The following is a 24,303-nucleotide window of genomic DNA, read 5'->3' on the forward strand; positions in this document are numbered from 1 at the left end:
TGCGATGTCGCCTGCAAGCGTGCGGGAAGCAGCCGACATCGGATTTTCTGGGGCATCAATAGAGTTGGGTCTCCTTTCAGAAAAGGCCTAACCTAATGCCCCGTCAACACACTTTCAAACCAAAACACTTGGCTTTGGCCATTTCGCTGGCGCTGGCTTGTGTAGAGCTTGCCAACGCTCAGCAATCCTCTGAAGTCGCTGATTCAACCGCAGTCGTGAATGCCAATGAATTGCCCGAAACCAACGCTAAAGAAATGGCACTTGAACGACTCAAGGGATTTCTCACCGACCCAAGTACGGTACCCATCGCTTTTAAAACCCCTGAAGAAACGTTTAAAGGTACCGCTGTAAACGATCTGATCACACTCACGGACGGCGCAAGCTTTACCGGCCTGCTGGATGGTGGCGCAGGAGATAACGTCCTGTTCCTGGATGCAGCGGCAGGCGGCGAGCTGAAAGACACGCGTAATTTCAACGGCCTGCTCCTCAGCCGGGGCGACTGGACTCTGAGTTCCAAGGGTGACTTCAAGGACGGCGTGCTGGTCAACAGCGGTACCGCTTTGACCAACCTGGGGGGCATCAAGGGCGATGTCTATGTCGAAAGAGGTGGCAGCTTTGCAGGTAAAGGCGCTGTGGGCAGCCTGAAGGTCGCCGGCCTGCTCTCCGTCAATGGGGCACTCGGCAGTCCGCGCGTGAAAGGCGACTTGCGCTTGTCCCCAACCGCCGAGCTGGCTTATGAGGTCACGCCCAGTGGCAGTCAAACGATCAAGGTCGATGGCACTGCCAGGCTGGAAGGTGCAACCCTGAACGTCGTTGCCGTTCCAGGGGAGTATCCGCAAAGTCGCCAGTACAAAATCATCGAAGCCGGCAAGGTAGAAGGCGAATTCGGCAAGGTCCTTAACAACCTCGCCTTTATGACCGCCACACCTCAGTACAACAAAAAATCCGTCGGGCTGACTTATGCCCGTAACGGTGAGCCGCTTGCGAGCGTTGCCACGACAGACAACGGTCGTGCAGTTGCCGACAGCATAATCGAACCACAAACGCCTGCGCCATTCGCGACGCCAACGCCAACGCCAACGCCAACGCCATTGACGGCTTCCGCATCAGTTCCAGTTCCAGTTCCAGTTCCGCCATCTGCGTCGACGCTCGTTGCAGAGTCCGTCCCATCGCCAATGCAGGACGAACCTCTTACTGCGCAAGTTAACGAGACCGCCGAACAGCCCGCCCCTGCGCCACTAAAACCCACAAACGCAGCAGTCGCCGCACTACTGACCAGCGACAAAACCACCGCCCCCGTCGCCATCGAACAACTCGCCGCCGGCAGCAACGCCAATCTCGCCAAAGCCACGCTAAGCAGTATCACTCCGGTGAGCGCGAGCATGCTCTCGGCCATGCAGCAACTGAATAGCCGTTACGGTTCTGCCTACGGTTCCGGCAACTCACCGCGTCAGGCCGCCGGCGGCGCCGACTCCGGGCGGGTGTGGATTCAGGCGCTCGGCCATGGCGGCAAGGTTGACCGCGAGTTCGACAGCACCCTGAAACACGCGACCCAAGGCCTGGTCATGGGCGCCGACTGGCGGCTCGATGAGCAATGGCATATCGGCCTGGTCGGTGGTAAATCGCAAACCAGACTCGACGCTCGGCAATACGATGGCGACCTCGACAGCTGGCACCTCGGCGCCTACGCCGTGCGCCAGGACGGACCGTTCTCACTGCGTCTCGGGGCGACCTATGCCAGCCATGACGGCGACAGCAAGCGGCGAGTGGCCTTCAACGGCTTCAGCGATCGTCTCAAGGGCAACTATGACGCCAACACCCAGCAAGCCTTTGCCGAACTGGCGGTCAATGTTGGCCGGCACAACGCGACGCTCGAACCGTTCGCCAGCCTCGGCTATCAGCGCTATCAGCGCGACAGCTACAGCGAAAAAGGTGGGGATGCAGCGCTGAAAGTCTTTGGGCAAACCCGCGACAACCTCAGCAGCACCTTCGGCCTGCGCACGGCAAAAATCACTCGGCTGGATAACGGCATGACGCTGACGCCGCGATTCAGTGCCGGTTGGAAACACACCTTTGGCGAGATCGAAAGCGACACCCGCCAACAACTGGTCAAGGGTGGCAAGCGGTTTGAGGTTGCCGGTGCCGCGCTGGATCGCAACAGCCTGTCGGTGGATGCCGGCCTCGATCTTGGGCTGTCAGCCAATCACTCCGTCGGCGTTGGTCTTACCGGTGAAATGGCCACTGACAGCCGCACTCACGGCGTGATGGGCCAATGGCGCATGGCGTTTTAACTGACACAACATTTTCTGTAGGAGTTGCCGAAGGCTGCGATCTTTTGATCTTTGTTTTTATTAACCCAAAACAACATCAAAAGATCGCAGCCTTCGGCAGCTCCTACAGGTGAAAAATTCAGGCAAAAAAAAGGGGAGCACATGCCCCCCCGAGGTTTAAAGCGTTGGATCGCGGCCGTTATCTCAGCCTTCGATCTCGATCAGAATTTCACCCGGATTGACCCGATCACCCTTGGCCACATGAATGGCGGTGACCTTGCCGGCAACCGCAGCCTGGACTTCGGTTTCCATCTTCATCGCTTCGGTGATCAGCACAGCCTGACCCGCCTTGACAGTGTCACCCTCCTTGACCAGCACATCGACGATGTTGCCCGGCATGGTGGTGCTGACGTGGCCCGGCGCCGAGGCTTGCTTGCGCTTGCTGCTGCCACCGCTGACGAACTCGTTGAGCGGCTCAAACACCACTTCTTCCGGCATGCCGTCGATGGACAGGTAGAAGTGACGCTTGCCTTCAGCCTTGACGCCGACACCGGTGATGTCGACGCGGTAGGTTTCGCCGTGGACGTCGATAACGAACTCGGTCGGCACGCCTTCGCCGCCAGCCTTGGTCACACCGCCAGCCTCTGGAATCGGCAGCAGCACTTCCGGCGTGAGAGTTCCGGCGGCGCGCTCTTCGAGGAACTTGCGACCGATGTCCGGGAACATGGCGAAGGTCAGCACGTCTTCTTCCGACTTGGCCAGCGCGCCGATGTCGGCACGCAGCTTGGTCATTTCCGGCTTGAGCAGATCGGCCGGACGCACATCGATGACTTCTTCACTGCCGATCGCCTGACGACGCAGTTTTTCGTTCACTACGCCCGGTGCTTTGCCATAGCCGCCTTGCAGGTAAAGCTTCACTTCGTTGGTGATAGTCTTGTAGCGCTCGCCGGCCAGCACGTTGAAGAACGCCTGGGTGCCGACGATCTGCGAGGTCGGCGTCACCAGCGGCGGGAAGCCAAGGTCTTCACGTACACGCGGGATTTCCGCGAGGACTTCAGCCATGCGGTTGAGTGCGCCCTGCTCTTTCAACTGGTTGGCAAGGTTGGAGATCATCCCGCCCGGCACCTGGTTGACTTGCACGCGGGTGTCGACCGCGGTGAATTCGCTTTCGAACTGGTGGTACTTCTTACGCACGGCGTAGAAGTAAAGGCCGATCTCTTGCAGCAGCTCGAGGTTCAGGCCGGTGTCGAACTCGGTGCCTTTGAGTGCAGCAACCATCGACTCAGTGCCTGGATGGCTGGTGCCCGAGGCGAAGCTGGAGATTGCGGTGTCGATATGATCGGCGCCGTTTTCGATCGCCTTGAGTTGGCACATGGTCGCCAGACCGGCGGTGTCGTGCGAGTGGATAAACACCGGCAGCGATTGCTCGGCTTTCAACGCACGCACCAGTTCACCGGTGGCGTACGGGGTCAACAAGCCAGCCATGTCCTTGATCGCCACCGAGTCGCAACCCATGGCTTCCATCTGCTTGGCTTGGGCCACGAACGCATCGATGGTGTGAACCGGACTGGTGGTGTAAGCGATGGTGCCTTGCGCATGTTTGCCGGCCGCCTTCACCGCTTCGATGGCCACGCGCAGGTTACGCACGTCGTTCATCGCGTCGAAAATGCGGAACACGTCGATGCCATTTACCGCAGCCTTGGCGACGAACGCTTTGACCACGTCATCGCTGTAATGGCGGTAGCCCAGCAGGTTCTGGCCGCGCAAAAGCATTTGCAGACGCGTGTTAGGCAGCGCCGCACGCAGTTGGCGCAGACGCTCCCACGGGTCTTCTTTGAGGAAGCGGACGCAGGCGTCGAACGTCGCACCGCCCCAGCATTCCAGCGACCAGTAGCCGACTTTGTCGAGCTTGTCGCAGATCGGCAGCATGTCTTCGGTGCGCATGCGGGTGGCGAGCAGCGATTGGTGAGCGTCGCGCAGGATGGTATCGGTGACAAAGATCTTCTTGGACATTGTTGTATTCCTCACAGGCCTGCGTGGGCGGCGATGGCGGCGGCGATGGCCAGGGCCAGCTCTTCGGGTTTGCGCTTGATCGAGTAGTTGGTCAGTTCCGGGTGGCTTTCAACGAAGCTGGTATTGAACTGGCCGCTACGGAATTCCGGGTTGCGCAGGATTTCCTGATAGTACGCCGCGGTGGTCTTCACCCCCTGCAGACGCATGTCGTCGAGGGCGCGCAGACCACGGTCCATCGCCTCTTCCCAGGTCAGTGCCCAGACCACCAGTTTCAGGCACATCGAGTCGTAGAACGGCGGAATGGTGTAGCCGGTGTAGATCGCTGTGTCGGTGCGCACGCCCGGACCGCCGGGGGCGTAGTAACGGGTGATCTTGCCGAAGCTCGGCAGGAAGTTGTTCTTCGGGTCCTCAGCGTTGATGCGGAACTGCAACGCGAAACCACGGTGCTGGATGTCTTCCTGCTTGACCGACAACGGCAGGCCGGAGGCGATGCGAATCTGCTCGCGAACGATATCGATCCCGGTGATCTCTTCGGTGATGGTGTGTTCCACCTGCACCCGGGTGTTCATCTCCATGAAGTACACCTCGCCCTCGGCGAGCAGGAACTCCACAGTACCGGCGTTCTCGTAACCTACAGCCTTGGCTGCACGCACCGACAGGTCGCCGATGTAAGCGCGTTGCTCGGGAGTCAGTTGCGGGCTCGGGGCGATTTCGATGAGCTTCTGGTTGCGACGCTGGATCGAGCAATCACGCTCGAACAGGTGCACGACGTTGCCAAAGCTGTCGCCGAGAATCTGCGCTTCGATGTGCTTGGGATTGACGATGCATTTTTCCAGGAACACTTCGGCAGAACCGAACGCCTTGGTCGCTTCGGAAATCACCCGAGGGAAATTCTGTTCGAGTTCTTCGCGGCTGTTGCAGCGACGGATACCGCGCCCGCCACCACCGGAAGTGGCTTTGAGCATCACCGGGTAACCGATGCGGTCGCCTTCGGCCAAGGCTTCTTCGATGTCGGCAACATTGCCTTCGGTACCCGGCGTAACCGGCACACCGGCCTTGATCATGCTGCGCCGCGCTTCGGTCTTGTCGCCCATGCGGCGAATGACTTCCGCCGACGGGCCAATGAATTTGATGCCGCGTTCAGCGCATATGTCTGCCAGCTCGGCGTTTTCCGAGAGGAAACCGTAACCGGGGTGCAACGCATCGCAGCCGGTTTCAACCGCCAGGTTCACCAGCTTGCGCGGGTTCAGGTAACCGGCCAGTGGCTCGGCACCGATGCTATGGGCCTCGTCCGCACGCTTCACATGCAACGCATGACGGTCGGCGTCGGAAAAAATCGCAACCGAGCGAATGCCCATTTCGGCGCAGGCTCGCACGATTCGTACGGCAATCTCACCACGGTTGGCGATCAGGATCTTTGTTATCACTTGGAGGTTCCCTTGAGCCGGTGGCACCACGACCTGCTAGACCCAGGTCGACGCGTGACCAAATGTTTCAATTTAGTCGCAGGTCCACACTAGCGCTCATGAGGGATTAACAAAAATGAATAAAAATTGGGTCAGGCATAAGCAAAGACTTATAGTTGAAACATCAGCCCGCCGTCAGAGCCTATAAAAAATGCGTAAGTCCTTGATGCGTATGACATTACGCCAATTGCAGATCTTCAACGAAGTGTGTGATTTACGCTCTTACAGCCGCGCAGCCGAGGAAATGTCCCTCACGCAACCGGCCGTCAGCCTACAGATTCGTCAGCTCGAGGAGCTGATCGGCCAGCCATTATTCGATTATGTCGGTAAAAAGCTCTACATGACCGAGGCTGCCGAGGCCCTCCAGCGCGCAAGCCGGGACATCTTCGGACGCCTGGAAAACCTCGATATGCAACTGTCGGACATGCAGGGCTCGTTGCAGGGTCAGCTGAAACTGGCGGTCGAATCGAGCGCCAAATACTTCGTCCCGCACCTGTTCGCCGCGTTCAAGCGCCAGCACCCGGAAGTGAATCTGCAATTGACGGTAGTCAACCGTGGTCAAGTGATCCGGCGGCTGTCGGACAACCGCGATGATCTGGTGATTATGTCGATGGTGCCGCAGGACATGGGCCTGGAGTTCTTGCCGTTCCTCAACAATCCGATCGTTGCCGTGGCGCGTCCGGATCATCCGTTGGCGCACATGGGCCCGTTGCGTTTGCAGGATCTTGAACCCTATACATTGCTGATCCGTGAACCGGGTTCGGGCACGCGACTGGCCTGCGAAGAGTATTTCAAAGAGAAGCGCGTGCACTTCACCCAGACGCAGGAAGTGGCCTCGGCCGAAGCTCAGCGTGAATGCGTGCAGGCGGGTCTGGGCCTGGCGCTGTTGACGCGCCACGCCCTGAACCTGGAGCTGGCGACCGGCGGACTCGTCGAGCTGCCGGTCGAGGAATTGCCGCTGCTGCGCAGCTGGTGCCTGGTGCAAGCCAAAGCCAAACGCCTGTCACCGGTGGCGCACGCCTTCCTGGCGTTTATCCGCAGCGAACGCGTGCAGATCAGCGCGCTGGTTGAGCGTTTCGACGGGAAGCTGCGGGCGTTGCCTGCCAGTGATTGATCTCGGGAAAGTCGCCGATTTCGGCCTGAAGCTGACGGAGTTCGAAGCGATCTTCGATAGCGCGGCGAAATTCCATGCGGCGCTGGTCTTCCTGCTGACGACGGGTTTTCGCGGCGCTGTTGCGTTCTTCGTAGGGCTGAGCCATTTCGAGTCTCCCAAGGCGATTACGGGAGTTTCACGATAGGCGGGAGGGATGACGGTTTGATGAAAGTTGCCGCCCAAAAAGCAAAAGATCGCAGCCTTCGGCAGCTCCTACATTGATCCGTGTAGGAGCTGCCGAAGGCTGCGATCTTTTGATCTCAATCATCCAGGGCTTTGGCGGCCTTGGGCGACAAGCGCAAGCTGCGCAGACTGCGCTTCACGCTCTTGAGGTGATTGACCAGGCTTGGCCCGCGCGCCATCGCTACGCCCATCGCCAGCACATCGATCACCACCAGGTGCGCGATACGCGACGTCAGCGGCGTATAAATCTCCGTGTCTTCATGCACATCGATCGCCAGATTGACCGTCGACAATTCGGCCAACGGCGTCTGGCTCGGACACAGGGTAATCAGCGATGCCCCGCTCTCGCGCACCAGATTGGCAGTGATCAGCAAATCCTTGGAACGCCCCGACTGCGAAATGCAGATCGCCACATCGGTCGGCTTCAACGTTACCGCCGACATTGCCTGCATGTGCGGATCGGAATACGCCGCCGCCGTCAGCAGCAAACGAAAGAACTTGTGCTGCGCATCCGCTGCCACTGCACCCGAGGCACCGAAGCCATAGAACTCGACGCGCTGCGCCTGCGACATCAACGTCACTGCGCGCTGCAACTCGACCGGATCGAGCTTCTCGCGAACCTCCATCAAGGTGTGCAACGTGGTGTCGAAAATCTTCAGGCTGTAATCGGCAACCGAGTCGTCTTCATGGATCGCGAACTGGCCGAAGCTGGCACCGGCGGCCAGGCTTTGCGCCAGTTTGAGTTTGAGATCCTGAAAACCGGAACAACCGATGGCGCGACAGAAGCGCACGATAGTCGGCTCACTGATGCCGACGCTGTGGGCCAGGTCGGCCATGGAACTGTGCATCACCGCCGCAGGGTCAAGCAGCACGTGGTCGGCGACCTTGAGCTCCGACTTGCGTAACAGGTGACGTGACTGGGCGATGTGTTGCAGCAGATTCAAGGGGCTGGACTCTTCTTATGGGCAAGGATGTAGCACGCTTGTAGTTATACTACATGAATTGGCTTTTTGCCTGCTCAATGCGTAACTCCATGTCCCCATATCAGGCGCGATGAGGAGCATGTAGCCCTTAAAACGGATTATCCTGCGCGCGCAAAAGCCCGGCCAGACTGGCAGCCTCCACAGGCCGACTGATCAGATAACCCTGCACCTCATCGCAGCGCTCAACGCGTAAAAATTCCAGCTGCTCCAGGCGCTCGACACCTTCAGCTACCACCTTCAGCGATAGTCCATGCGCCATGGCGATGATCGCGCGAGTGATCGCCGCGTCTTCGCTGCCCTCACCCAACCCGCGAATGAACGCCTGATCGATCTTCACGTAATCCACCGGAATGCGCTTGAGGTAACTCAACGACGAATAGCCTGTGCCGAAATCGTCAATGGCCAGTTTCACGCCCAGATCACGTAGCTGCTGGAAGGTCGCGATGATGTGTTCGACGCTGTCGAGCAACTGGCTTTCGGTCAATTCCAGTTCGAGGTAGTGCGGCGCCAGACCGGTTTCCTCCAGCACCTGCCGCACCAGACTGACCAGCTTGCCCTGACGCAATTGATGCACCGACAGGTTCACCGAAACACGGATCGGCTCCAGCCCCTGACGCTGCCATTCACAGGCCTGCCAGCAGGCCTGACGCAGGACGAATTCGCCGATCGGCCCGATCAGACCGGTTTCTTCGGCCAACCCGATGAAATCCCCCGGCGGCACCCGGCCCATGCTCGGATGATCCCAACGCACCAGTGCTTCCGCGGCATTCAACCGCCCGGTTTCAAGGCACAACTTCGGTTGATAGAACACTTTGAGCTGCTTTTCTTCGATGGCTTTGCGCAACTGATTTTCCAGCTGCAAGCGCTCAAGGGTGCTGGCTTGCAGGCTGTCGGTGTAGAACTGGAAGTTGTTGCCGCCCAAATGCTTGGCGTGTTGCATAGCCATGTTCGACTGGCTGACCAGCGCAGAAATCTCCCGAGCGTTGTCTGGCAGCATGCTGATGCCCATCGAGGCGCTGACCACCAGCTCATGCCCCTCGACCGTCAGTGGCAGTCGCAACTTGCTCGACAGGCGCGTGGCAACCCGGGCCAGACTCGACAGGTTGCCGTAGGCATCGAACAGCACGGCGAATTCGTCGCCGGACAACCGCGCGATGGTGTCCGCTTCCGGCAAGGCGTTGACCAGACGGCGCGCCATTTTCTGCAGCAACTGGTCGGCAATCTCATGGCCGAGGCTGTCGTTGAGCAATTTGAAGCGATCCAGATTGATGTGCAGCAACGCCAGACTGCGCCGGCCTTGACGCGAGCGCTGATGCGCTTCATGCAAACGCTCGCGAAACAGTGAGCGGTTGGCCAGCCCGGTGAGTTCGTCGTAATGGGTCAGATAGCGCAGGCGCTCTTCAGATTCGCGTCGCGCCGACAGATCGGCGAAGAAGCCGACGATATGACTGACATTTCCCCGACCATCACGTACCGCATTAAGTTGCAGCCACTGCGGATACAGCTCGCCGCTTTTGCGCGTCTCCACCAGTTCGCCCTGCCAACTGCCATGCTGCTCAAGCGCATGGCGGATCGCCACGTAATGACGGCGGGCATCGCGGCTGCACGGTAATTCGACGACATTGCGCCCGAGCATGTCTTCGATGTCGTAGCCGGTGACGCGGCTGAACGCCTGATTGATCGCGATCAGCGCATAGTTCGGGTCCAGAATCACGATGCCTTCACTGGCCGCTTCGAATACGGTCGCCGCCAGGCGCTGCTGCTCTTCGAGGCTTTTGCTGGCACTGATGTCGCGGCGGGTGCCGACCATGCGGATCACCCGACCGCCGTCGCTGCGTTCTACCGCGCGGCCACGGTCTTCGATCCAGACCCAATGGCCATCGCCGTGGCGTACGCGGTATTCGATCTGATAGTCCTCGGTACGACCCTTCAAGTGCTCGATCAACGCGTATTTCAGCGTCGGCACATCGTCTGGATGCAGACGTGGCTTGAGGTCGCGCAACAGCGCCGTGACGTATTCCGGAGCGAGGCCGAACAGCTCCTGAATCTGCGTGTGGTGAACTTCGTCGGTTTGCAGGTTCCAGTCCCACAACCCCAACTCACTGGCCTTCAACGCCAGCGCCAGCCGCGCCTCGCTTTTGCTCAGGGCCTGATTGGCGGCGTCCAGTTCAAGGCTGCGCTGGACCACGCGGTCTTCGAGTTCGACCTGCGCCTCACGCAACTTGCCCTCGGCGCAGCGGCGCTGGTCGATTTCTTTGGCCAAGTCTTGATTGAGCTGTTCGCTGCGCGCCTGCGTCTGTTGCAGGTGTTCGATCAAGTGCTGATTCTGGAAGCGCCGTAGCAAGCCGCGATCGATCAGCCGATTGACCTGCCATGCCACCACGCTCAGCGAGCCGAGCAGGATCAGGCCGAGCCAGCCCCAACCGCGCGCCTGCTCGTCACCGCCCCAGAACAGATAACCGATCGCCGGCAACAGACAGGGCAAGGTAAAGGAGAGAAACGCTGGCAGGCTCACCGCGTAGGCAACGCTGGCCGACAGGGTTGCGGCGCCAATCAGGCCGAACACCCAAGCCTGTTGGATGAAGTTGTCGGCGGGCACCAAGGCGATGCCGGCACCGGCCAAGGTAAGGCCGGTCATGGTCGAGCCAAGCAGAAACATCCGCCGCCAGATCGGTTGCGCCTGACGATCAGGGATCGCCGAATCGAATGCCGCCACCTGAATCACCCGCAGCGCGACCAATGACAGCAACCATACCAGCCAGACGCTGACCACGAAGTAGCGCTGCGGGCTCCAGAGCAGGCCGGCGCAGACCAGACCATTGATCAACATGAACAGCGTGGGCAACAACGAGCCCTGATACAGCAGACGCGTGCGCTCGACCGCCATTTCGACGGCATAGTGCTTGCGGATAACCCGGGGTTCCACGGAGGGGCCCGACAGTTCGGAGCTGAGGGTCATGGGCAACGTTCTTGTTTTTATAAGGAGGGCGTGCGCCCGAAACGTGGACGGAGCATACACAAGCCGATCCCGTTGCCAAACTGCTCCAGATCATAATTTCACCGAAACTGTTCCGCCCTTTGCCACCGGCCAAACCCTTGAAGCGCGGCGGGCCGATGCCTGCAGGCAGTGACCGACCGGTCGTCATCGACAGGACTTTCATCGGCTAATGCAAAGCTCGGTTTGCCCGGGCCTGCGGCGCACCCTAGAATGCCCCGATGCGCGATGATCTCTCCCTTCTGCTGAACTCCCTCAACGATGCCCAACGCCAGGCCGTAGCAGCCCCCGTTGGCCGTCAGTTGGTCCTGGCCGGTGCTGGCTCCGGTAAAACCCGAGTGCTGGTGCACCGTATCGCCTGGTTGATCCAGGTCGAAAACGCCTCGCCCCACTCCATTCTGTCGGTGACCTTCACCAACAAGGCCGCTGCCGAGATGCGTCATCGCATCGAGCAGTTGCTGGGCATCAACCCGGCCGGCATGTGGGTCGGCACCTTCCACGGCCTGGCGCACCGCTTGCTGCGGGCGCACTGGCAGGAAGCGGGCCTGAGCCAGACCTTCCAGATTCTCGACAGCGACGACCAGCAACGGCTGGTCAAGCGGGTGATCCGCGAGCTCGGTCTCGACGAGCAACGCTGGCCGGCGCGTCAGGCGCAGTGGTTCATCAACGGCCAGAAAGACGAAGGCCTGCGCCCGCAACACATTCAGGCCAGCGGCGATTTGTACCTGGCGACCATGCGCGGCATTTACGAAGCCTACGAGGCGGCGTGCCAGCGTGCCGGCGTCATCGACTTCTCCGAACTGCTGCTGCGCGCCCTCGACCTCTGGCGCGATCATCCGGGCCTGCTGGCGCATTACCAAAAGCGCTTCCGACATATTCTGGTGGACGAGTTCCAGGACACCAACGCCGTGCAATACGCCTGGTTGCGCCTGCTCGGCAAGGGCGGCGACAGCCTGATGGTGGTGGGCGACGACGACCAGTCGATTTACGGCTGGCGTGGCGCGAAGATCGAAAACATTCATCAGTATTCTTCCGACTTCGCCGATTCGGTGACCATTCGTCTGGAGCAGAATTATCGCTCCACCGCCGGCATCCTCAAGGCTGCCAACGCCCTGATCGCCAATAACACCGGGCGCCTCGGCAAAGAACTGTGGACCGACGGCGGCGATGGCGAAGCGATCAATCTGTACGCTGCGTTCAACGAACACGACGAAGCACGCTACGTTGTCGAAACCATCGAAAGCGCGCTGAAAACCGGCTTGGCCCGTAGTGATATTGCGATTCTGTATCGCTCCAACGCCCAATCACGCGTTTTGGAAGAAGCTTTACTGCGTGAACGCATTCCGTATCGCATCTATGGCGGTCAGCGCTTCTTCGAGCGTGCGGAAATCAAGAACGCGATGGCGTACCTGCGTTTGCTCGAAGGTCGCGGCAACGATGCGGCGCTGGAACGGGTAATCAACGTTCCAGCCCGTGGCATCGGTGAAAAAACCGTCGAAGCGATCCGCGACCATGCACGGCACAGCGATGTGTCGATGTGGGAAGCCATGCGCCAATTGGTCGCCAACAAAGGCCTGACCGGTCGCGCTGCCGGTGCGCTGGGTGCGTTTATCGAGTTGATCGAGAACCTCGCCGCCAAGTGCATGGAAATGCCGTTGCACCTGATGACGCAAACCGTCATCGAACAGTCCGGCCTGATTGCCTACCACGAAGCGGAAAAAGGTGAGAAAGGCCAGGCCCGGGTAGAAAACCTTGAGGAACTGGTCAGCGCCGCACGCAACTTCGAAAACACCGAAGAAGACGAAGAGCTGACGCCGCTGGCGGCATTCCTCGGCCACGCTTCGCTGGAGGCGGGTGACACTCAGGCCGACGAGCACGAAGACAGTATTCAGTTGATGACGCTGCACAGCGCCAAGGGACTGGAATTCCCTTACGTGTTCCTCGTCGGTATGGAAGAAGGCCTGTTTCCGCACAAGATGAGCCTGGAAGAGCCGGGTCGTCTTGAAGAAGAACGGCGTCTGGCCTACGTCGGTATCACCCGGGCGATGCAGAATCTGGTGATGACCTATGCGGAAACCCGACGCCTGTACGGCAGTGAAACCTATAACAAGGTTTCGCGTTTCGTCCGCGAAGTGCCGAAAGGCCTGATTCAGGAAGTTCGTTTGTCGAACAGCGTCAGCCGTCCGTTCGGCGGCAACCAGTCGATGAGCGGCAGCAACCTGTTCAGTGGCAGCGAAATCCCGGAAACGGGGTTCAGCCTCGGTCAGGCAGTACGCCATTCGATCTTTGGTGACGGCGTGATCCTCAACTTCGAAGGTGCCGGCGCGCAGGCGCGGGTGCAGGTCAACTTCAGCGAAGGCAGCAAGTGGCTGATGCTCGGTTACGCCAAGCTGGAAGCGATCTGACGACCTGCACTGAACAAATGTGGGAGCGAGCCTGCTCGCGAAAGCGGTGTGTCATTGAGCACTCATATGTCTGACACGGCGCCTTCGCGAGCAGGCTCGCTCCCACAGGTAATACGGCGCACAGTGCATCAATCCCGCTGAACCTATCGCCTTTTCCTACAGACAAAAGTACATAGGCTGATTGCCTCGCGAAGCTGAACGCGACCTGTCAGGCAAAAGCCCGAAACACTCTCTCGCTAGCCAGTAACACTTCAGCTGTGCAACATGGCGCGCGTGTCTCCACAAACGGGAATTCCCTTTATGAAACGTTTTCTTAGCATCGCCATGGCGTTGTGCATCGGCCTGACGATGAGCCTCGACGCCAACGCCAAGCGCTTTGGTGGTGGCAAAAGCGCCGGCGCTGCGCCGACGCACCAGACCAGCCAGATGGCTCCTTCTTCTCCAGGTGTCGGCGGCGCTGCTGCGACCGCAGGTGCTGCCGGTGCCGCAGGCGCTGCCGCCAAGGCCGGCGGTGCTTCGAAATGGCTCGGCCCTCTGGCCGGTATCGCCGCCGGTGGCCTGCTGGCGTCCATGTTCATGGGCGGTGGCTTCCAGGGCATGCAGATCTTCGACATCCTGATCATGGCCGTGATCGCGTTCGTGATCTTCCGCTTCATCGCCGCGCGTCGCCGCAAGCAGCAGGAGCAATTCGCTCCGGCCGGCGCGCCGATGCAGCGTGAAGTGTTCGAGCAGAAACCTGCCGCCATGGGTTCGATCTTCGGTGGTTCGGCTGCACCTGTTGCCGCTCGTCCGGTGATCAACGCACCAGCCTGGTTTAACGAGCAGAACTTCCTTGAAGCTGCACGCAGCCACTTCCAGTCGCTGCAGCAGCACTGGGACGCCAACGAAATGGACAAGATCGCCGAGTTCGTGACCCCGCAAATGCTTGAGTTCCTCAAGCGTGAGCGTGCAGATCTGGGTGACGCGTTCCAGTCGACCTACATCGACAACCTTCAGGTGCAACTGGACGGCGTGGATGACCGTGCCGACAAGACCATCGCCACCCTGACCTTCAGCGGTGTGTCGAAGTCCTCGCGCTTCGACCAGGGCGAAGTGTTCAGCGAAAGCTGGAACATGGAACGTCCGCAGGGCGAGAACCAGCCTTGGCTGGTTGCCGGTATCCGCCAGAACGGCTGATCCCTCGCACGCTTCACTTGCTGTAATAAAAACCCCAGCCTCGGCTGGGGTTTTCTATTTCGCGGTTGCATCTATAGCGAGCTACTGTATAAACCGGCCCATATAAACCGCGCCATTCAAGCAAGAGGATCCCGGACGTGGAAGAAATCATCGAACAACTGCGTGAAGCCAACGAACGCGTGCCGGTTCCTTTGGAATTGCCTGACGAAGACCAACTGGTCGAAGTCGAAGAAGAACTGTTCATCAACATTCCGTTCGTCTTCAAAGAATTTTTGCTGACTGTCAGCGACGTGGTGTACGGCAGTCTGGAACCGGTGACCGTCACCGACCCGCAATCGCACACCTATCTGCCGGACGTCGCAGCCAATGCCTGGGACATCGGTGTACCGCGTGATCTGATCCCGATCTGCCAAGACGGCGACAACTACTACTGCGTCGAAGAAGACGGCACCGTGGTGCTGTGGTCCGGCGAAGAAGAGCTGATCACCGAAGAATCCTGGGAATCGGTGTGGCACTGGGCGCGGGACGTCTGGCTGGAAAGCTGATCGGCCAGCCGCCCCGGGTGGTCAATGCCCCGACGACTCCTTGTGGTTGTCGAGGGTTTCCAGCAGCGCCACCTGCATCCGCGTGTGCACGCGGATGAACCAGCGCCAGAGCAGCGCCGCTACCGCAGCGGCGACTACGGCGATCAGCACCAGTAACTTGTTGGTCGGCAGAATACTGGCCGACAAGGCTGCCAACAGCAGGAAAATCACCAGCAGCGAGAGAATCGGGATCACTTCGGAGATCACCCGACGCACTCGCTGCGTGTGCCGCCCGGCCATCTCCGGCTTCACGCCCATCTCAGCCAGCAGCATCGACAACGCCTTGAGCTTGCGATACGCCGCAATCAAAAACGGCAGCGAGACCAGCAACGCCCCGCCCCAGATCAACGCCTTCTGCCAGCTCGGATCGCCGATCCAGTCTTGCAGCGACAGCGAGATGCGTTCGGCGAAATACGCGCCGGCGAAGAAGATCGCGATGACCAGCGCCAGATTGACCCCGACCTGGAGCAAAATCTTGCGGATAATCGACGCCAGCATCGCGCCCTCGCCTTGCGGCTGGATGCTGCGCAGCCATTCGCCGTACATGCCCAGCACACGGCCGAGAGGCTTGGGCACCGCCGCAGACAGCTTGATCGACAGCGGATCGGCTGCACGGATCAGATACGGTGTCAGCAGCGTAGTGATCACCGACACAGCCACGGCGACCGGATAAAGGAAGTTGCTGGTGACCTGCAAGGTCATACCCAGCGCGGCGATGATGAAGGAAAATTCGCCAATCTGTGACAGCCCCATCCCCACCCGCAGTGAGGTGCGTCCGTCGTTGCCGGCGATAAAGGCCCCTAGGCCGCAGGACAACATCTTGCCGAGCACAACGGCCACGGTGATCACCGCAATCGGCCACGCATATTCGAGAAGGATCATCGGGTCGAGCATCAGGCCGATGGCAACGAAGAAGATCGCGCTGAACAGATCGCGAACCGGCTCGATCAGCCGCTCGATCTTCAGCAATTGCCGCGACTCGGCCATGATCGCGCCGATCAGGAACGCACCGAGGACCATGCTGTATTCAAGCTTGACCACCAGCAGGCAAAAGCCGAAACACAGGCCCAGCACCGTAATCAGCAGCATCTCATTGCTTTCGAATTTGGCCACGTAAGCCAGCAAACGCGGCACCAGCAGAATGCCGATGACCAAAGCGACGATCATGAACAGCGACAGCTTGCCGACTGTGGAGAACACTTCTCCGGAGCTGACGGTGCCGCTCACTGCGATGCTCGACAGTAGCGCGATGATGCCGATGCCGAGAATGTCTTCGACGATCAGCACGCCGAAGATCAACTGCGCAAAGCGCTCGTTTTTCATCTTCAGATCGTTGAGCGCTTTGACGATGATGGTGGTCGAGGAGATCGCCAGAATCGCGCCGAGGAACAGCGAGTCCATGGTGTTCCAGTCGAACCAGCGGCCGATTTCGTAGCCGATCCAGATCATCAGGACGATTTCGAGGAACGCCGCAATAAACGCCGTGGCACCGACCTTGAACAACTTGCGCAGGCTGAACTCCAGCCCCAGGCAGAACATCAGGAAGATCACCCCGAGTTCGGCGAGGGTCTTGATGGTTTCTTCATCGTGGATCAGGCCGAACGGCGGCGTGTGCGGGCCGATGATGAAGCCGGCGACGATATAGCCGAGCACCACCGGTTGCTTGAAACGGTGGAACAACACGGTCACCACGCCTGCGACCAACATGATCACTGCCAGATCCTGAATAAAGCTGATGGCATGCATGGCGTGGGCTCCTTGAATGACGAGGCTCGCCAGCAGACGTCAGAAATGTCTGGACGAGCGAAGTAAAAATCCGCTTTTCGTGTGGGAATTGCCTTTGTAAGGGGCTTTTGCAGGTTAACACCGCGACTTGCGGCTGGAAGGCGGTGCAATATATGGAAACAGATCGATTCCGGCGTGACGGCGGCGAGTCGCCCGGCGTCCCGATAACGGTGCTTTAGAAAAGCGACCAGGCACCCGCAGAGGTGCTTCCAGCAACCAGCCTTGATCCGTGAGAACGTTATGGAACCCGGAAACGCCCAGCTGTCGATGACGGTACTGATGACCCCCGACATGGCCAACTTCTCTGGCAATGTCCACGGCGGCACCCTGCTCAAATACCTCGACGAAGTGGCCTACGCCTGCGCGAGCCGCTATGCCGGCCGCTACGTGGTGACGCTGTCGGTGGATCAGGTGATTTTCCGCGAGCCGATCCATGTCGGCGAACTGGTGACCTTCCTCGCGTCGGTCAACTACACCGGCAACACGTCGATGGAAGTCGGCATCAAAGTGGTGACCGAAAACATCCGCGAACGCTCGGTGCGCCACACCAACAGCTGCTTCTTCACCATGGTCGCCGTGGATGACCAGCGTAAACCGGCCGCCGTGCCGCCGCTGCAACCGCAGAACAGTGAAGACAAGCGTCGTTATATGCAGGCGCAGCAGCGTCGGCAGATTCGTCAGGAGCTGGAAAAGCGCTATCAGGAGATCAAGGGCGACGCCTGAGATCAAAGACAAAAGATCGCAACCTGCGGCAGCTCCTACAGGGTTTTGCATTCCCATGTAGGAGCTGCCGCAGGCTGCGATCTTTTTGAACGATTACGCGATTACAGACTGATCGCCGTCGCCTCGAACTTCACCCGTGGATGCGCAATCCGATCCTGCGCCCGCACCAGTTGCAACTCATAACTGGCGCACGCCTGAGTCTCCAGCAGCACCTCATGCACCGCCGCCGCAGTGAATTCGAACGCCGCCACCAGGCTATCGCCCAACAGCACCCGCGCCAAAAACAAGCCCGACGTCAGATCACCCACGCCCACTGGCTGACGCGGAAACGCCAACAGCGGACGGCGCAGATGCCAGCTGCCTTCGGCTGTCACCAGCAACATTTCAAAGCCATCGGCTGGTTTGCCCGGATAATCCAGATGCTTGACCAGCACCGCTTTCGGCCCGCGCGCCAACAGTGCCCGCGCCATCGCCAGGCAATCGAACAGCGACTGCGGCTTGCGCCCGGAGAAGCTGTCGAGCTCCAACTGGTTCGGACACATGATGTCCGCCACGGCCGCCGCCTCTTCCAGCAGGAAATCGCTGACCTCGGTCGGCACGCTGCAACCCTTCTCCGGATGGCCCATCACCGGATCACATAGATAGAGCGCTTTCGGATTGACCGACTTGATGCGTTCGACACCGCTGAGAATCGCCCGGCCTTGCGCCGCGCTACCGAGGTACCCGGACAGCACCGCATCGCAATTACCCAGCTCGCCAATCGCAGCGATGCCTTCGACCAGCTCGGGAATCTGTTGCGGCGCCAGCACTTCGCCGGCCCACTGACCGTACTGAGTGTGGTTGGAAAACTGCACGGTGTTGAGCGGCCAGACATTGACCCCGACCCGCTGCATCGGAAAAACCGCGGCGCTGTTGCCGGCGTGGCCGAACACCACATGGGACTGAATGGCGAGCAGATGAGGCGTACGTTTCATTCGGGTCATTCCGTAAAACGATTGAAATTCAAGCCGCGCAGTATGCGACGAAACGCAGCCTGTACGACAGACCGGCGACGCAGTTAAGCTGACGCTATCTTTTGGAGTTCGATGTTGATGCTGACCCTGGAAAACATCTTCGTGCTGATACTGTTCGCCGCTGCCGGCGCCTGGCTGTGGCACAACCACGGCTTGCGCGAACGCGCGCTGGAGCGGGTCAAACAGCATTGCCTGAAGGTGCGGGTCGAGTTGCTCGACGGCAACGTCGCTCTGAAGAAGATCGGTTTCATCAAGGACGCCAACGGTCGCCGACGACTGGCGCGGGTGTATAACTTTGAGTTCACCGTGACCGGCGAAAGCCGCCATAACGGCACCATCACCCAGTTTGGCGCGCACAGTGCGCAGATCGAACTAGCGCCCTACCCGGCGCCGTTTGACGACACACCGCCGGTGGTTGAAGTGCACAAGCCTCGAGCGGAAGTCATCGAGCTAAGCCAGTGGCGCCAGGAACACACCAAATGGAAGCCCTGAAGACCAAGTAGGAGCTGCCGGAGGCTGCGATCTTTTGATCTTAATCCGCCCGGCACCCCGACAACCCTCTCTGCAGCACCTCAACATCCTGCGCATCACTGAAGATCAGCTCGATGCGCGAATCTTTCCGCCATTCACTGGCCAGCCAAACCAACTGCGCATTCTCTAGCGCGTTCGCCGAAATCCAGCCATCTGCACTGTGGATAACCAGTTTCGCTCTTTTCCAATGAAGCCCGTTTAGCCAATCGGCGATACGTGCCTTGTCGAACTTTTGTCCCGGATGCCAACGCCAACCGACACTCCAGCCACCCTCCTGGGCCTGACTCAAGCAGATCGGCAGCGTCGGATCGCTCCAGACAGCCGGCATTTGCCCTAACCCCTTGGGCACGATCAGATTGTCCAAACCATTGACCGCTTGCGCAGCCAGGCCCGGCAGTTCGCTCAGGGGCAGTTGCGCCCGTTGCGTCCATATCAGCCTGACTGACGGCAACTGGCTGGCTATTTTCTGCCGTTTATTTTCATCAAGGTTTTCCGCCTTGTTCAGCAGCAACAGCCCAGCGCTGGCCAACGCTTCCTGCTGCGCTACCGGCAATGCTTTCCCGGCCTGAAGCGATTGAGCGTCGAGAACAAGAACACACGGCTGCACCGCCAGGACACCCAACCACGGCGCCTCATTCAATTGCTTGAGCAACTGCGCCGGATGCCCCAGCCCGGAAGGTTCGATGAACAACCGGTCCGGCTTCGCCTTGCGCAACAAACGCCCGAGGCCAATCTGAAACGGCGCGCCATTGACACAGCACAAGCAGCCTCCGGCCACTTCGCCCAGTGCGATACCATCGGCATCACTCGTCAGCAGCGCGGCATCGAGGCCGATCTGGCCGAACTCATTGATCAGCACCGCCCAGCGCTCGCCGGCTGGCCGCTGCGCCATGAGCTGGCGAATCAGGCTGGTCTTGCCGGCGCCCAAAGGGCCAGCAATGACATGGGTAGGAATGTTCTGCAACATGGCCGGGAGCTTTCTTGGGAGATTCAAAAGATGCGTTGGATGGGATGGTCGTTGCTGTTGACGCTGCTGTCGAGCGAAGCGTGGGCTCAGGCCTGCGTAGTGCACAGTCAGGGCGAGCGGCTCGACGTCAAAGTCTGTCAGCAGAACCGCAATATTCCGGAAAAACTGTTCAACGACGGTTTCTGCCAGCCAGCGCTGGCCGGGCAGAAAGTCGAGGTGCAATACGTCGATCAATGCCCGAGCGGCGCGTTTGGCGTGTGCGGCAACGCGCAAGTCGCCAATATGCCTTATCGCCAGGACATCCACTATTACGGCGTCGCCACCGATGCCGCGTATTTGAAGCCGTACTGCGAAGGCCAGAGCCAGGGGTCGTGGCTCAAGCCTTGAGGCGTCAGCCGAGCCAGTCGAGGGTCAGTATCAGACGACGCTCGCCTGCGGCCGGTTGCGGCGAGCGGTGAATCAGACCGAAGCCTTCATTGCCGTGCCATTTCTCGCCTTTCAGTAAGGCGACTTCGCCGCTCTTGAGTTGCTGTATTTGCGCTTGGGGTTCGGCGTTGGCCTGCCCCAGTTGCTGGCGATCCATCGCGCCTTCCTTGAGCCATTGGCTGCCGACGCCGGCGTACGTGGTGATCAGCCGCACCGGCACATGATCGACGTGGAAGCGCGGGCACATGGCTTTATCCAGCACCCGCAGGCGCAAGCCGATTCGCCGCGCACCGAGCAAGCAGGCGAAGGCGCTGACTAACCATTTCAGGTCGGCGATGAAGCCCTCATACCCTTCCAGATCGCGGAATCCTGAAGCCAGCCCGGTGAGATCAGGCTCCGCGTCCTCGCTCGGCAACTCCAGGCACAACGACTCCGCCAGCGGTTCGTTGAGCGACAGGAGTAACTGGGCGAAATCGCTGATGTGCAACGGCAGTTGGCGTTGCCAGACGGCAAGATTGGTGTCGTCTTCGAGAATTCGCGTCAACGCCTTCGGTGTCGGGCCTTGATGCTGATGGCGCGTACGGTTCTGCAGCAGTTTAAGCGCGAGCATCAGGCGGCCTCTTCGTGCCAAGGACCGAACGGATCTGGCAGCAATCGCCATCCCTCCACGCCAAGGGCCATTTCTTCATCGGTGAGCAGGCAGGCATCGAGTTCGGCAGAAAGCTGCAGGAAATCGATGTTCTGACCAATGAACACCAACTCCTGGCGACAGTCGCCAACGCTTGGCGTCCAGTTTTCCATGATGGCTGCGGTGCTTTCCTGATCTTGTGGCCACTGATCCTTCGGCACGAAGCGCCACCAGCGCCCGGCAAAACCGTGGCGCATCAATCCACCGGCCTGCGACCAGCTACCGGCGTCGGTGGGTTTGCTTGCGAGCCAGAAGAAGCCTTTGGAGCGCAACAGTTTGCCGTTCAACCACGGACGGTCAATGAAGCTGAAGAAGCGTTGCGGGTGAAACGGGCGGCGTGCGCGGTAGGCAGTTGAAGCGATGCCGTACTCGTCTGTTTCCGGCACGTGCTCGCCGCGCAACTCTTGCAGCCAACCCGGCGCTTGCGCGGCTCTCTCGAAGTCAAAACGATTGGTATTGAGGATCTTTTCCAGCGGCACCTCGCCCATCACCATCGGGATAATTTCGGCCTGAGCGTTGAGGCGCTTGAGGATAGCCATAAGTTCCTCGCGCTGGCTTTGGCTGATCAGGTCGATCTTGCTGATCAACAGCACGTCGGCGAATTCGATTTGCTCAATCAACAGGTCGGTGATCGAGCGTTCGTCTTCTTCGCCGAGAATTTCGCCACGGGAGGCGAGACTCTCTGCCGCATGGTAGTCCGGCAGGAAATTCAAGCCGTCGACTACAGTGACCATGGTGTCGAGACGCGCGATGTCGGAGAGACTCTGGCCGTGTTCGTCGCGGAAGGTAAAGGTTTCGGCCACGGGCAGTGGTTCGGAGATTCCAGTGGATTCGATCAATAAATAATCGAAGCGGCCCTCACGGGCGAGTTTGCTGACTTCGTCTAGCAGGTCTTCGCGTAACGTACAGCAGATACAGCCGTTACTCATTTCGACAATTTTCTCTTCAGCGCGGTTAAGGCTGACATCGCGCTGAACTTCGCTGCCATCGATATTGATCTCGCTCATATCATTGACGATGACGGCTACACGCAACCCCTTGCGATTACGTAGTACGTAATTCAAAAGTGTACTTTTTCCGGCGCCAAGAAATCCTGAAAGTACGGTAACGGGCAATTCGGCTGACATTGGATAATCCTCTTAAAATGGCAACCGATTAGCGCTTTGCTTGCGCTTGGCGTGTCTGTGCTTCATGCGAAGGATTTCGCTAAAAGCAAACGCTTGAAATCGGCCCGCTCAGGCTTGGTTATCTTTTATGTTATAGTATAACAACATGAATAAACCAGCCCTCCTCTTGTCCTGAGCAATAAACCGCAGGAAGCTGAGCCGATACCACTCCGGGGTTCGTAATGAAAACTGCGCTGAAATGCTCGTTGTTGAGCCTTGGATTGTTGATGATCGGCAATGCATCGGCGCAGGTGCCGGCGCTTGCGACCTGCACACGCAGCGCAAATCTGTTGGCCTGCGTCGATGCCGACGGTAACGCCTATAGCGTCAACACCGTCGGCAACACGCTTTATCTGCGTGGGTTTGAAAAGGCTGGCCAGCGTTATTGGGCGCAAACCAATAGCCGTTTCGGCCAACTGACGTTCTTCACCGGCATCGCCTCTGACGGCGAAGCCTGGGTGGGCTACACCCGACGTGTCGGCTGGACGACGATCAATCGGTTCTCCAGCTCGGGCGGTAGCAGCACGAAGTTCACTTGCAGCCGGATTACCGGCTGTTAAACCTGAGCCTCTTGCTGCGCCTGCTGCCAAGCCAGGTAACTGTCGACGGGGGGATTCTTTTCAAAGTAACGCTGCAATCCTTTAAACAAACCGTCTGCCACGGCTTGCTGATGCCGAGCGGTGACCAATCGCTGGCTGTCCCGCGCATTGGAAATAAAGCCGGTTTCCACCAGAATTGAAGGCACATCTGGCGATTTCAGCACTGCGAATCCGGCTTGTTCCACGCGTTTCTGGTGCAGCGTGGTAATGTCGGCCAGACTGCCCAGCACCGTGCTGCCGAGCTGCAAACTCGCGGCAATCGTCGCGTTCATCGACATGTCGAGAATTACCCCGGCGAGCATCGGATCCTTATCTTTCAAATTGAGCAGGCTTGTCGCACCGAGCAGGTCTGCGCCGTTCTCTCGCTGCGCCATGAAGCGAGCAGTCGCCGACGTTGCGCCACCCTCAGAAAGGCAATAAACAGATGCGCCAGAGGCAGTAAGACGCGGCGCCGCATCAGCATGTACCGAGATGAAAATGTCAGCCTTGTGCTGCCTGGCAATCTCCACACGCTTGCGCAACGGAACAAAAAAGTCGTCATTGCGTACCAGTTTTACGTCAAAGCCTTTCTCTTTTTTCAGGCGTTTAGCGAGTAACTGCGCAATGGAAAGCACTACATCTTTTTCCCGTTCGCCCTTGGCGCCGACCGCGCCGGGATCCTTGCCGCCGTGTCCAGGATCGACGACTACGATGATGTCGCGCTTCGGATGAGCGCCAATCTGCGGTGTTTCACGTGGAACCTTTGGGCTTGTTGGCATCGGTTTTGTGCTGACCAAATCCAATACCAAGCGATGACTTTGCCCATCCTGCGGCGCCAAAAGGAAACTGTTCAGCAGCACGGAATTGCTTAGATCGAGAACAATCCGCGTATCACCCAGACCAAAAGGCCCGGATCGAATCGACCGTATAACCGAGCCATCCAGCGCCAACCGACTGAAATCGCCGCTCAAGCTAGCCCCACTCACATCAATGATCAGCCGTTCAGGCGCATTGAGTGTGAAGGTCTTGTAGCGCACTGGCCCGCTCAAATCGAACACCAACCGCACTTTGTCCTCAGATCGCCAAAGTCGTGCTTGGCGAATTTGTGTAGCAGACACACTGAAGGGATAAGCAAAAGCGGCGCTGGCCAAAATCAGATTAAGCACCTGACGTCTGTGCATATGAAAACCTGTTCATG

The 24,303-nt window shown here is 59.1% G+C and carries 20 protein-coding genes; 9 read left to right on the top strand and 11 right to left on the bottom strand.

Annotation, left to right across the window (positions count from 1 at the left end):
* Positions 1 to 95: 95 nt before the first annotated feature.
* Positions 96 to 2,291 carry an autotransporter outer membrane beta-barrel domain-containing protein gene (locus ACZZ0A_RS25255; protein WP_463543869.1) on the top strand — a complete coding sequence of 732 codons (2,196 nt, stop codon included), beginning with the start codon at positions 96 to 98 and terminating at the stop codon, positions 2,289 to 2,291.
* A gap of 183 nt (positions 2,292 to 2,474) precedes the next feature.
* Here the strand turns inward: ACZZ0A_RS25255 and oadA are convergent, their stop codons facing one another.
* Both oadA and ACZZ0A_RS25265 read right to left on the bottom strand, forming a co-directional pair.
* On the bottom strand, positions 2,475 to 4,283 hold the full coding sequence (oadA, locus tag ACZZ0A_RS25260) for a sodium-extruding oxaloacetate decarboxylase subunit alpha (protein ID WP_007912076.1): 1,809 nt from the start codon (positions 4,281 to 4,283) through the stop codon (positions 2,475 to 2,477).
* A gap of 11 nt (positions 4,284 to 4,294) precedes the next feature.
* Positions 4,295 to 5,710, bottom strand: coding sequence for an acetyl-CoA carboxylase biotin carboxylase subunit (locus ACZZ0A_RS25265; protein WP_025112637.1), 1,416 nt, complete (start codon positions 5,708 to 5,710; stop codon positions 4,295 to 4,297).
* A 190-nt stretch (positions 5,711 to 5,900) separates the two neighbouring features.
* On the opposite strand from ACZZ0A_RS25265, the gene ACZZ0A_RS25270 reads away from it, so the two are divergent.
* Positions 5,901 to 6,863, top strand: a complete 963-nt coding sequence (locus ACZZ0A_RS25270) for a LysR family transcriptional regulator (RefSeq protein ID WP_007912073.1) — start codon at positions 5,901 to 5,903, stop codon at positions 6,861 to 6,863.
* On the opposite strand, the gene ACZZ0A_RS25275 is transcribed toward ACZZ0A_RS25270, so the two are convergent.
* The 3 genes from ACZZ0A_RS25275 to ACZZ0A_RS25285 form a co-directional block, all read right to left on the bottom strand.
* Positions 6,805 to 7,008: a PA3496 family putative envelope integrity protein gene (locus ACZZ0A_RS25275; protein WP_007912072.1), complete on the bottom strand. Its 204-nt coding sequence runs from the start codon at positions 7,006 to 7,008 to the stop codon at positions 6,805 to 6,807. The two genes, ACZZ0A_RS25270 and ACZZ0A_RS25275, sit on opposite strands and share 59 nt — an antisense overlap.
* 154 nt (positions 7,009 to 7,162) lie before the next feature.
* Positions 7,163 to 8,029: a transcriptional regulator HexR gene (gene hexR, locus ACZZ0A_RS25280; protein ID WP_007912071.1), complete on the bottom strand. Its 867-nt coding sequence runs from the start codon at positions 8,027 to 8,029 to the stop codon at positions 7,163 to 7,165.
* Between the two features lie 127 nt (positions 8,030 to 8,156).
* Positions 8,157 to 11,027: a putative bifunctional diguanylate cyclase/phosphodiesterase gene (locus ACZZ0A_RS25285; RefSeq protein ID WP_463543870.1), complete on the bottom strand. Its 2,871-nt coding sequence runs from the start codon at positions 11,025 to 11,027 to the stop codon at positions 8,157 to 8,159.
* 257 nt (positions 11,028 to 11,284) lie between these two features.
* Here ACZZ0A_RS25285 and uvrD point away from each other — a divergent pair, with 257 nt between their 5' ends.
* From uvrD to ACZZ0A_RS25300, 3 genes are all read left to right on the top strand, one after another.
* Positions 11,285 to 13,468 carry a DNA helicase II gene (gene uvrD, locus ACZZ0A_RS25290; protein ID WP_007912069.1) on the top strand — a complete coding sequence of 728 codons (2,184 nt, stop codon included), beginning with the start codon at positions 11,285 to 11,287 and terminating at the stop codon, positions 13,466 to 13,468.
* A gap of 300 nt (positions 13,469 to 13,768) precedes the next feature.
* On the top strand, positions 13,769 to 14,644 hold the full coding sequence (locus tag ACZZ0A_RS25295; protein WP_007912068.1) for a Tim44 domain-containing protein: 876 nt from the start codon (positions 13,769 to 13,771) through the stop codon (positions 14,642 to 14,644).
* A 137-nt stretch (positions 14,645 to 14,781) separates the two neighbouring features.
* On the top strand, positions 14,782 to 15,189 hold the full coding sequence (locus ACZZ0A_RS25300; RefSeq protein ID WP_463543871.1) for an SMI1/KNR4 family protein: 408 nt from the start codon (positions 14,782 to 14,784) through the stop codon (positions 15,187 to 15,189).
* A 21-nt stretch (positions 15,190 to 15,210) separates the two neighbouring features.
* On the opposite strand, the gene ACZZ0A_RS25305 is transcribed toward ACZZ0A_RS25300, so the two are convergent.
* Complete coding sequence (locus ACZZ0A_RS25305) at positions 15,211 to 16,974, bottom strand: cation:proton antiporter (RefSeq protein WP_463543872.1); 1,764 nt, start codon at positions 16,972 to 16,974, stop codon at positions 15,211 to 15,213.
* Between the two features lie 279 nt (positions 16,975 to 17,253).
* On the opposite strand from ACZZ0A_RS25305, the gene ACZZ0A_RS25310 reads away from it, so the two are divergent.
* On the top strand, positions 17,254 to 17,736 hold the full coding sequence (locus ACZZ0A_RS25310; RefSeq protein WP_003229693.1) for an acyl-CoA thioesterase: 483 nt from the start codon (positions 17,254 to 17,256) through the stop codon (positions 17,734 to 17,736).
* A 101-nt stretch (positions 17,737 to 17,837) separates the two neighbouring features.
* On the opposite strand, the gene pdxY is transcribed toward ACZZ0A_RS25310, so the two are convergent.
* Positions 17,838 to 18,710, bottom strand: a complete 873-nt coding sequence (pdxY, locus tag ACZZ0A_RS25315; protein WP_007912061.1) for a pyridoxal kinase PdxY — start codon at positions 18,708 to 18,710, stop codon at positions 17,838 to 17,840.
* Between the two features lie 117 nt (positions 18,711 to 18,827).
* On the opposite strand from pdxY, the gene ACZZ0A_RS25320 reads away from it, so the two are divergent.
* On the top strand, positions 18,828 to 19,241 hold the full coding sequence (locus ACZZ0A_RS25320) for a DUF3301 domain-containing protein (protein ID WP_463544112.1): 414 nt from the start codon (positions 18,828 to 18,830) through the stop codon (positions 19,239 to 19,241).
* 40 nt (positions 19,242 to 19,281) lie between these two features.
* Here the strand turns inward: ACZZ0A_RS25320 and ACZZ0A_RS25325 are convergent, their stop codons facing one another.
* On the bottom strand, positions 19,282 to 20,247 hold the full coding sequence (locus ACZZ0A_RS25325; RefSeq protein ID WP_007912058.1) for a CobW family GTP-binding protein: 966 nt from the start codon (positions 20,245 to 20,247) through the stop codon (positions 19,282 to 19,284).
* Between the two features lie 30 nt (positions 20,248 to 20,277).
* Here ACZZ0A_RS25325 and ACZZ0A_RS25330 point away from each other — a divergent pair, with 30 nt between their 5' ends.
* Positions 20,278 to 20,634: a hypothetical protein gene (locus ACZZ0A_RS25330; protein WP_007912055.1), complete on the top strand. Its 357-nt coding sequence runs from the start codon at positions 20,278 to 20,280 to the stop codon at positions 20,632 to 20,634.
* Between the two features lie 4 nt (positions 20,635 to 20,638).
* Here the strand turns inward: ACZZ0A_RS25330 and ACZZ0A_RS25335 are convergent, their stop codons facing one another.
* Both ACZZ0A_RS25335 and zigA read right to left on the bottom strand, forming a co-directional pair.
* Entirely contained in the window at positions 20,639 to 21,283 is a 645-nt protein-coding gene (locus tag ACZZ0A_RS25335) for a DUF1826 domain-containing protein (protein ID WP_007912053.1), read from the bottom strand.
* The gene (gene zigA, locus ACZZ0A_RS25340) at positions 21,283 to 22,488 is read right to left on the bottom strand and encodes a zinc metallochaperone GTPase ZigA (RefSeq protein WP_095113172.1); all 1,206 of its coding nucleotides are present in this window, start codon (positions 22,486 to 22,488) and stop codon (positions 21,283 to 21,285) included. The genes ACZZ0A_RS25335 and zigA overlap by 1 nt, the downstream gene beginning before the upstream one ends.
* A 221-nt stretch (positions 22,489 to 22,709) precedes the next feature.
* Here zigA and ACZZ0A_RS25345 point away from each other — a divergent pair, with 221 nt between their 5' ends.
* Positions 22,710 to 23,087 (top strand): glutamine synthetase, encoded by a 378-nt coding sequence (locus ACZZ0A_RS25345; protein ID WP_123376063.1) that lies wholly within the window; start codon positions 22,710 to 22,712, stop codon positions 23,085 to 23,087.
* Here ACZZ0A_RS25345 and ACZZ0A_RS25350 read toward each other — a convergent pair.
* Entirely contained in the window at positions 23,084 to 24,286 is a 1,203-nt protein-coding gene (locus ACZZ0A_RS25350) for an N-acetylmuramoyl-L-alanine amidase (protein WP_463543873.1), read from the bottom strand. The two genes, ACZZ0A_RS25345 and ACZZ0A_RS25350, sit on opposite strands and share 4 nt — an antisense overlap.
* Positions 24,287 to 24,303: the final 17 nt, after the last annotated feature.

Source organism: Pseudomonas sp. AC242 (assembly GCF_979258655.1).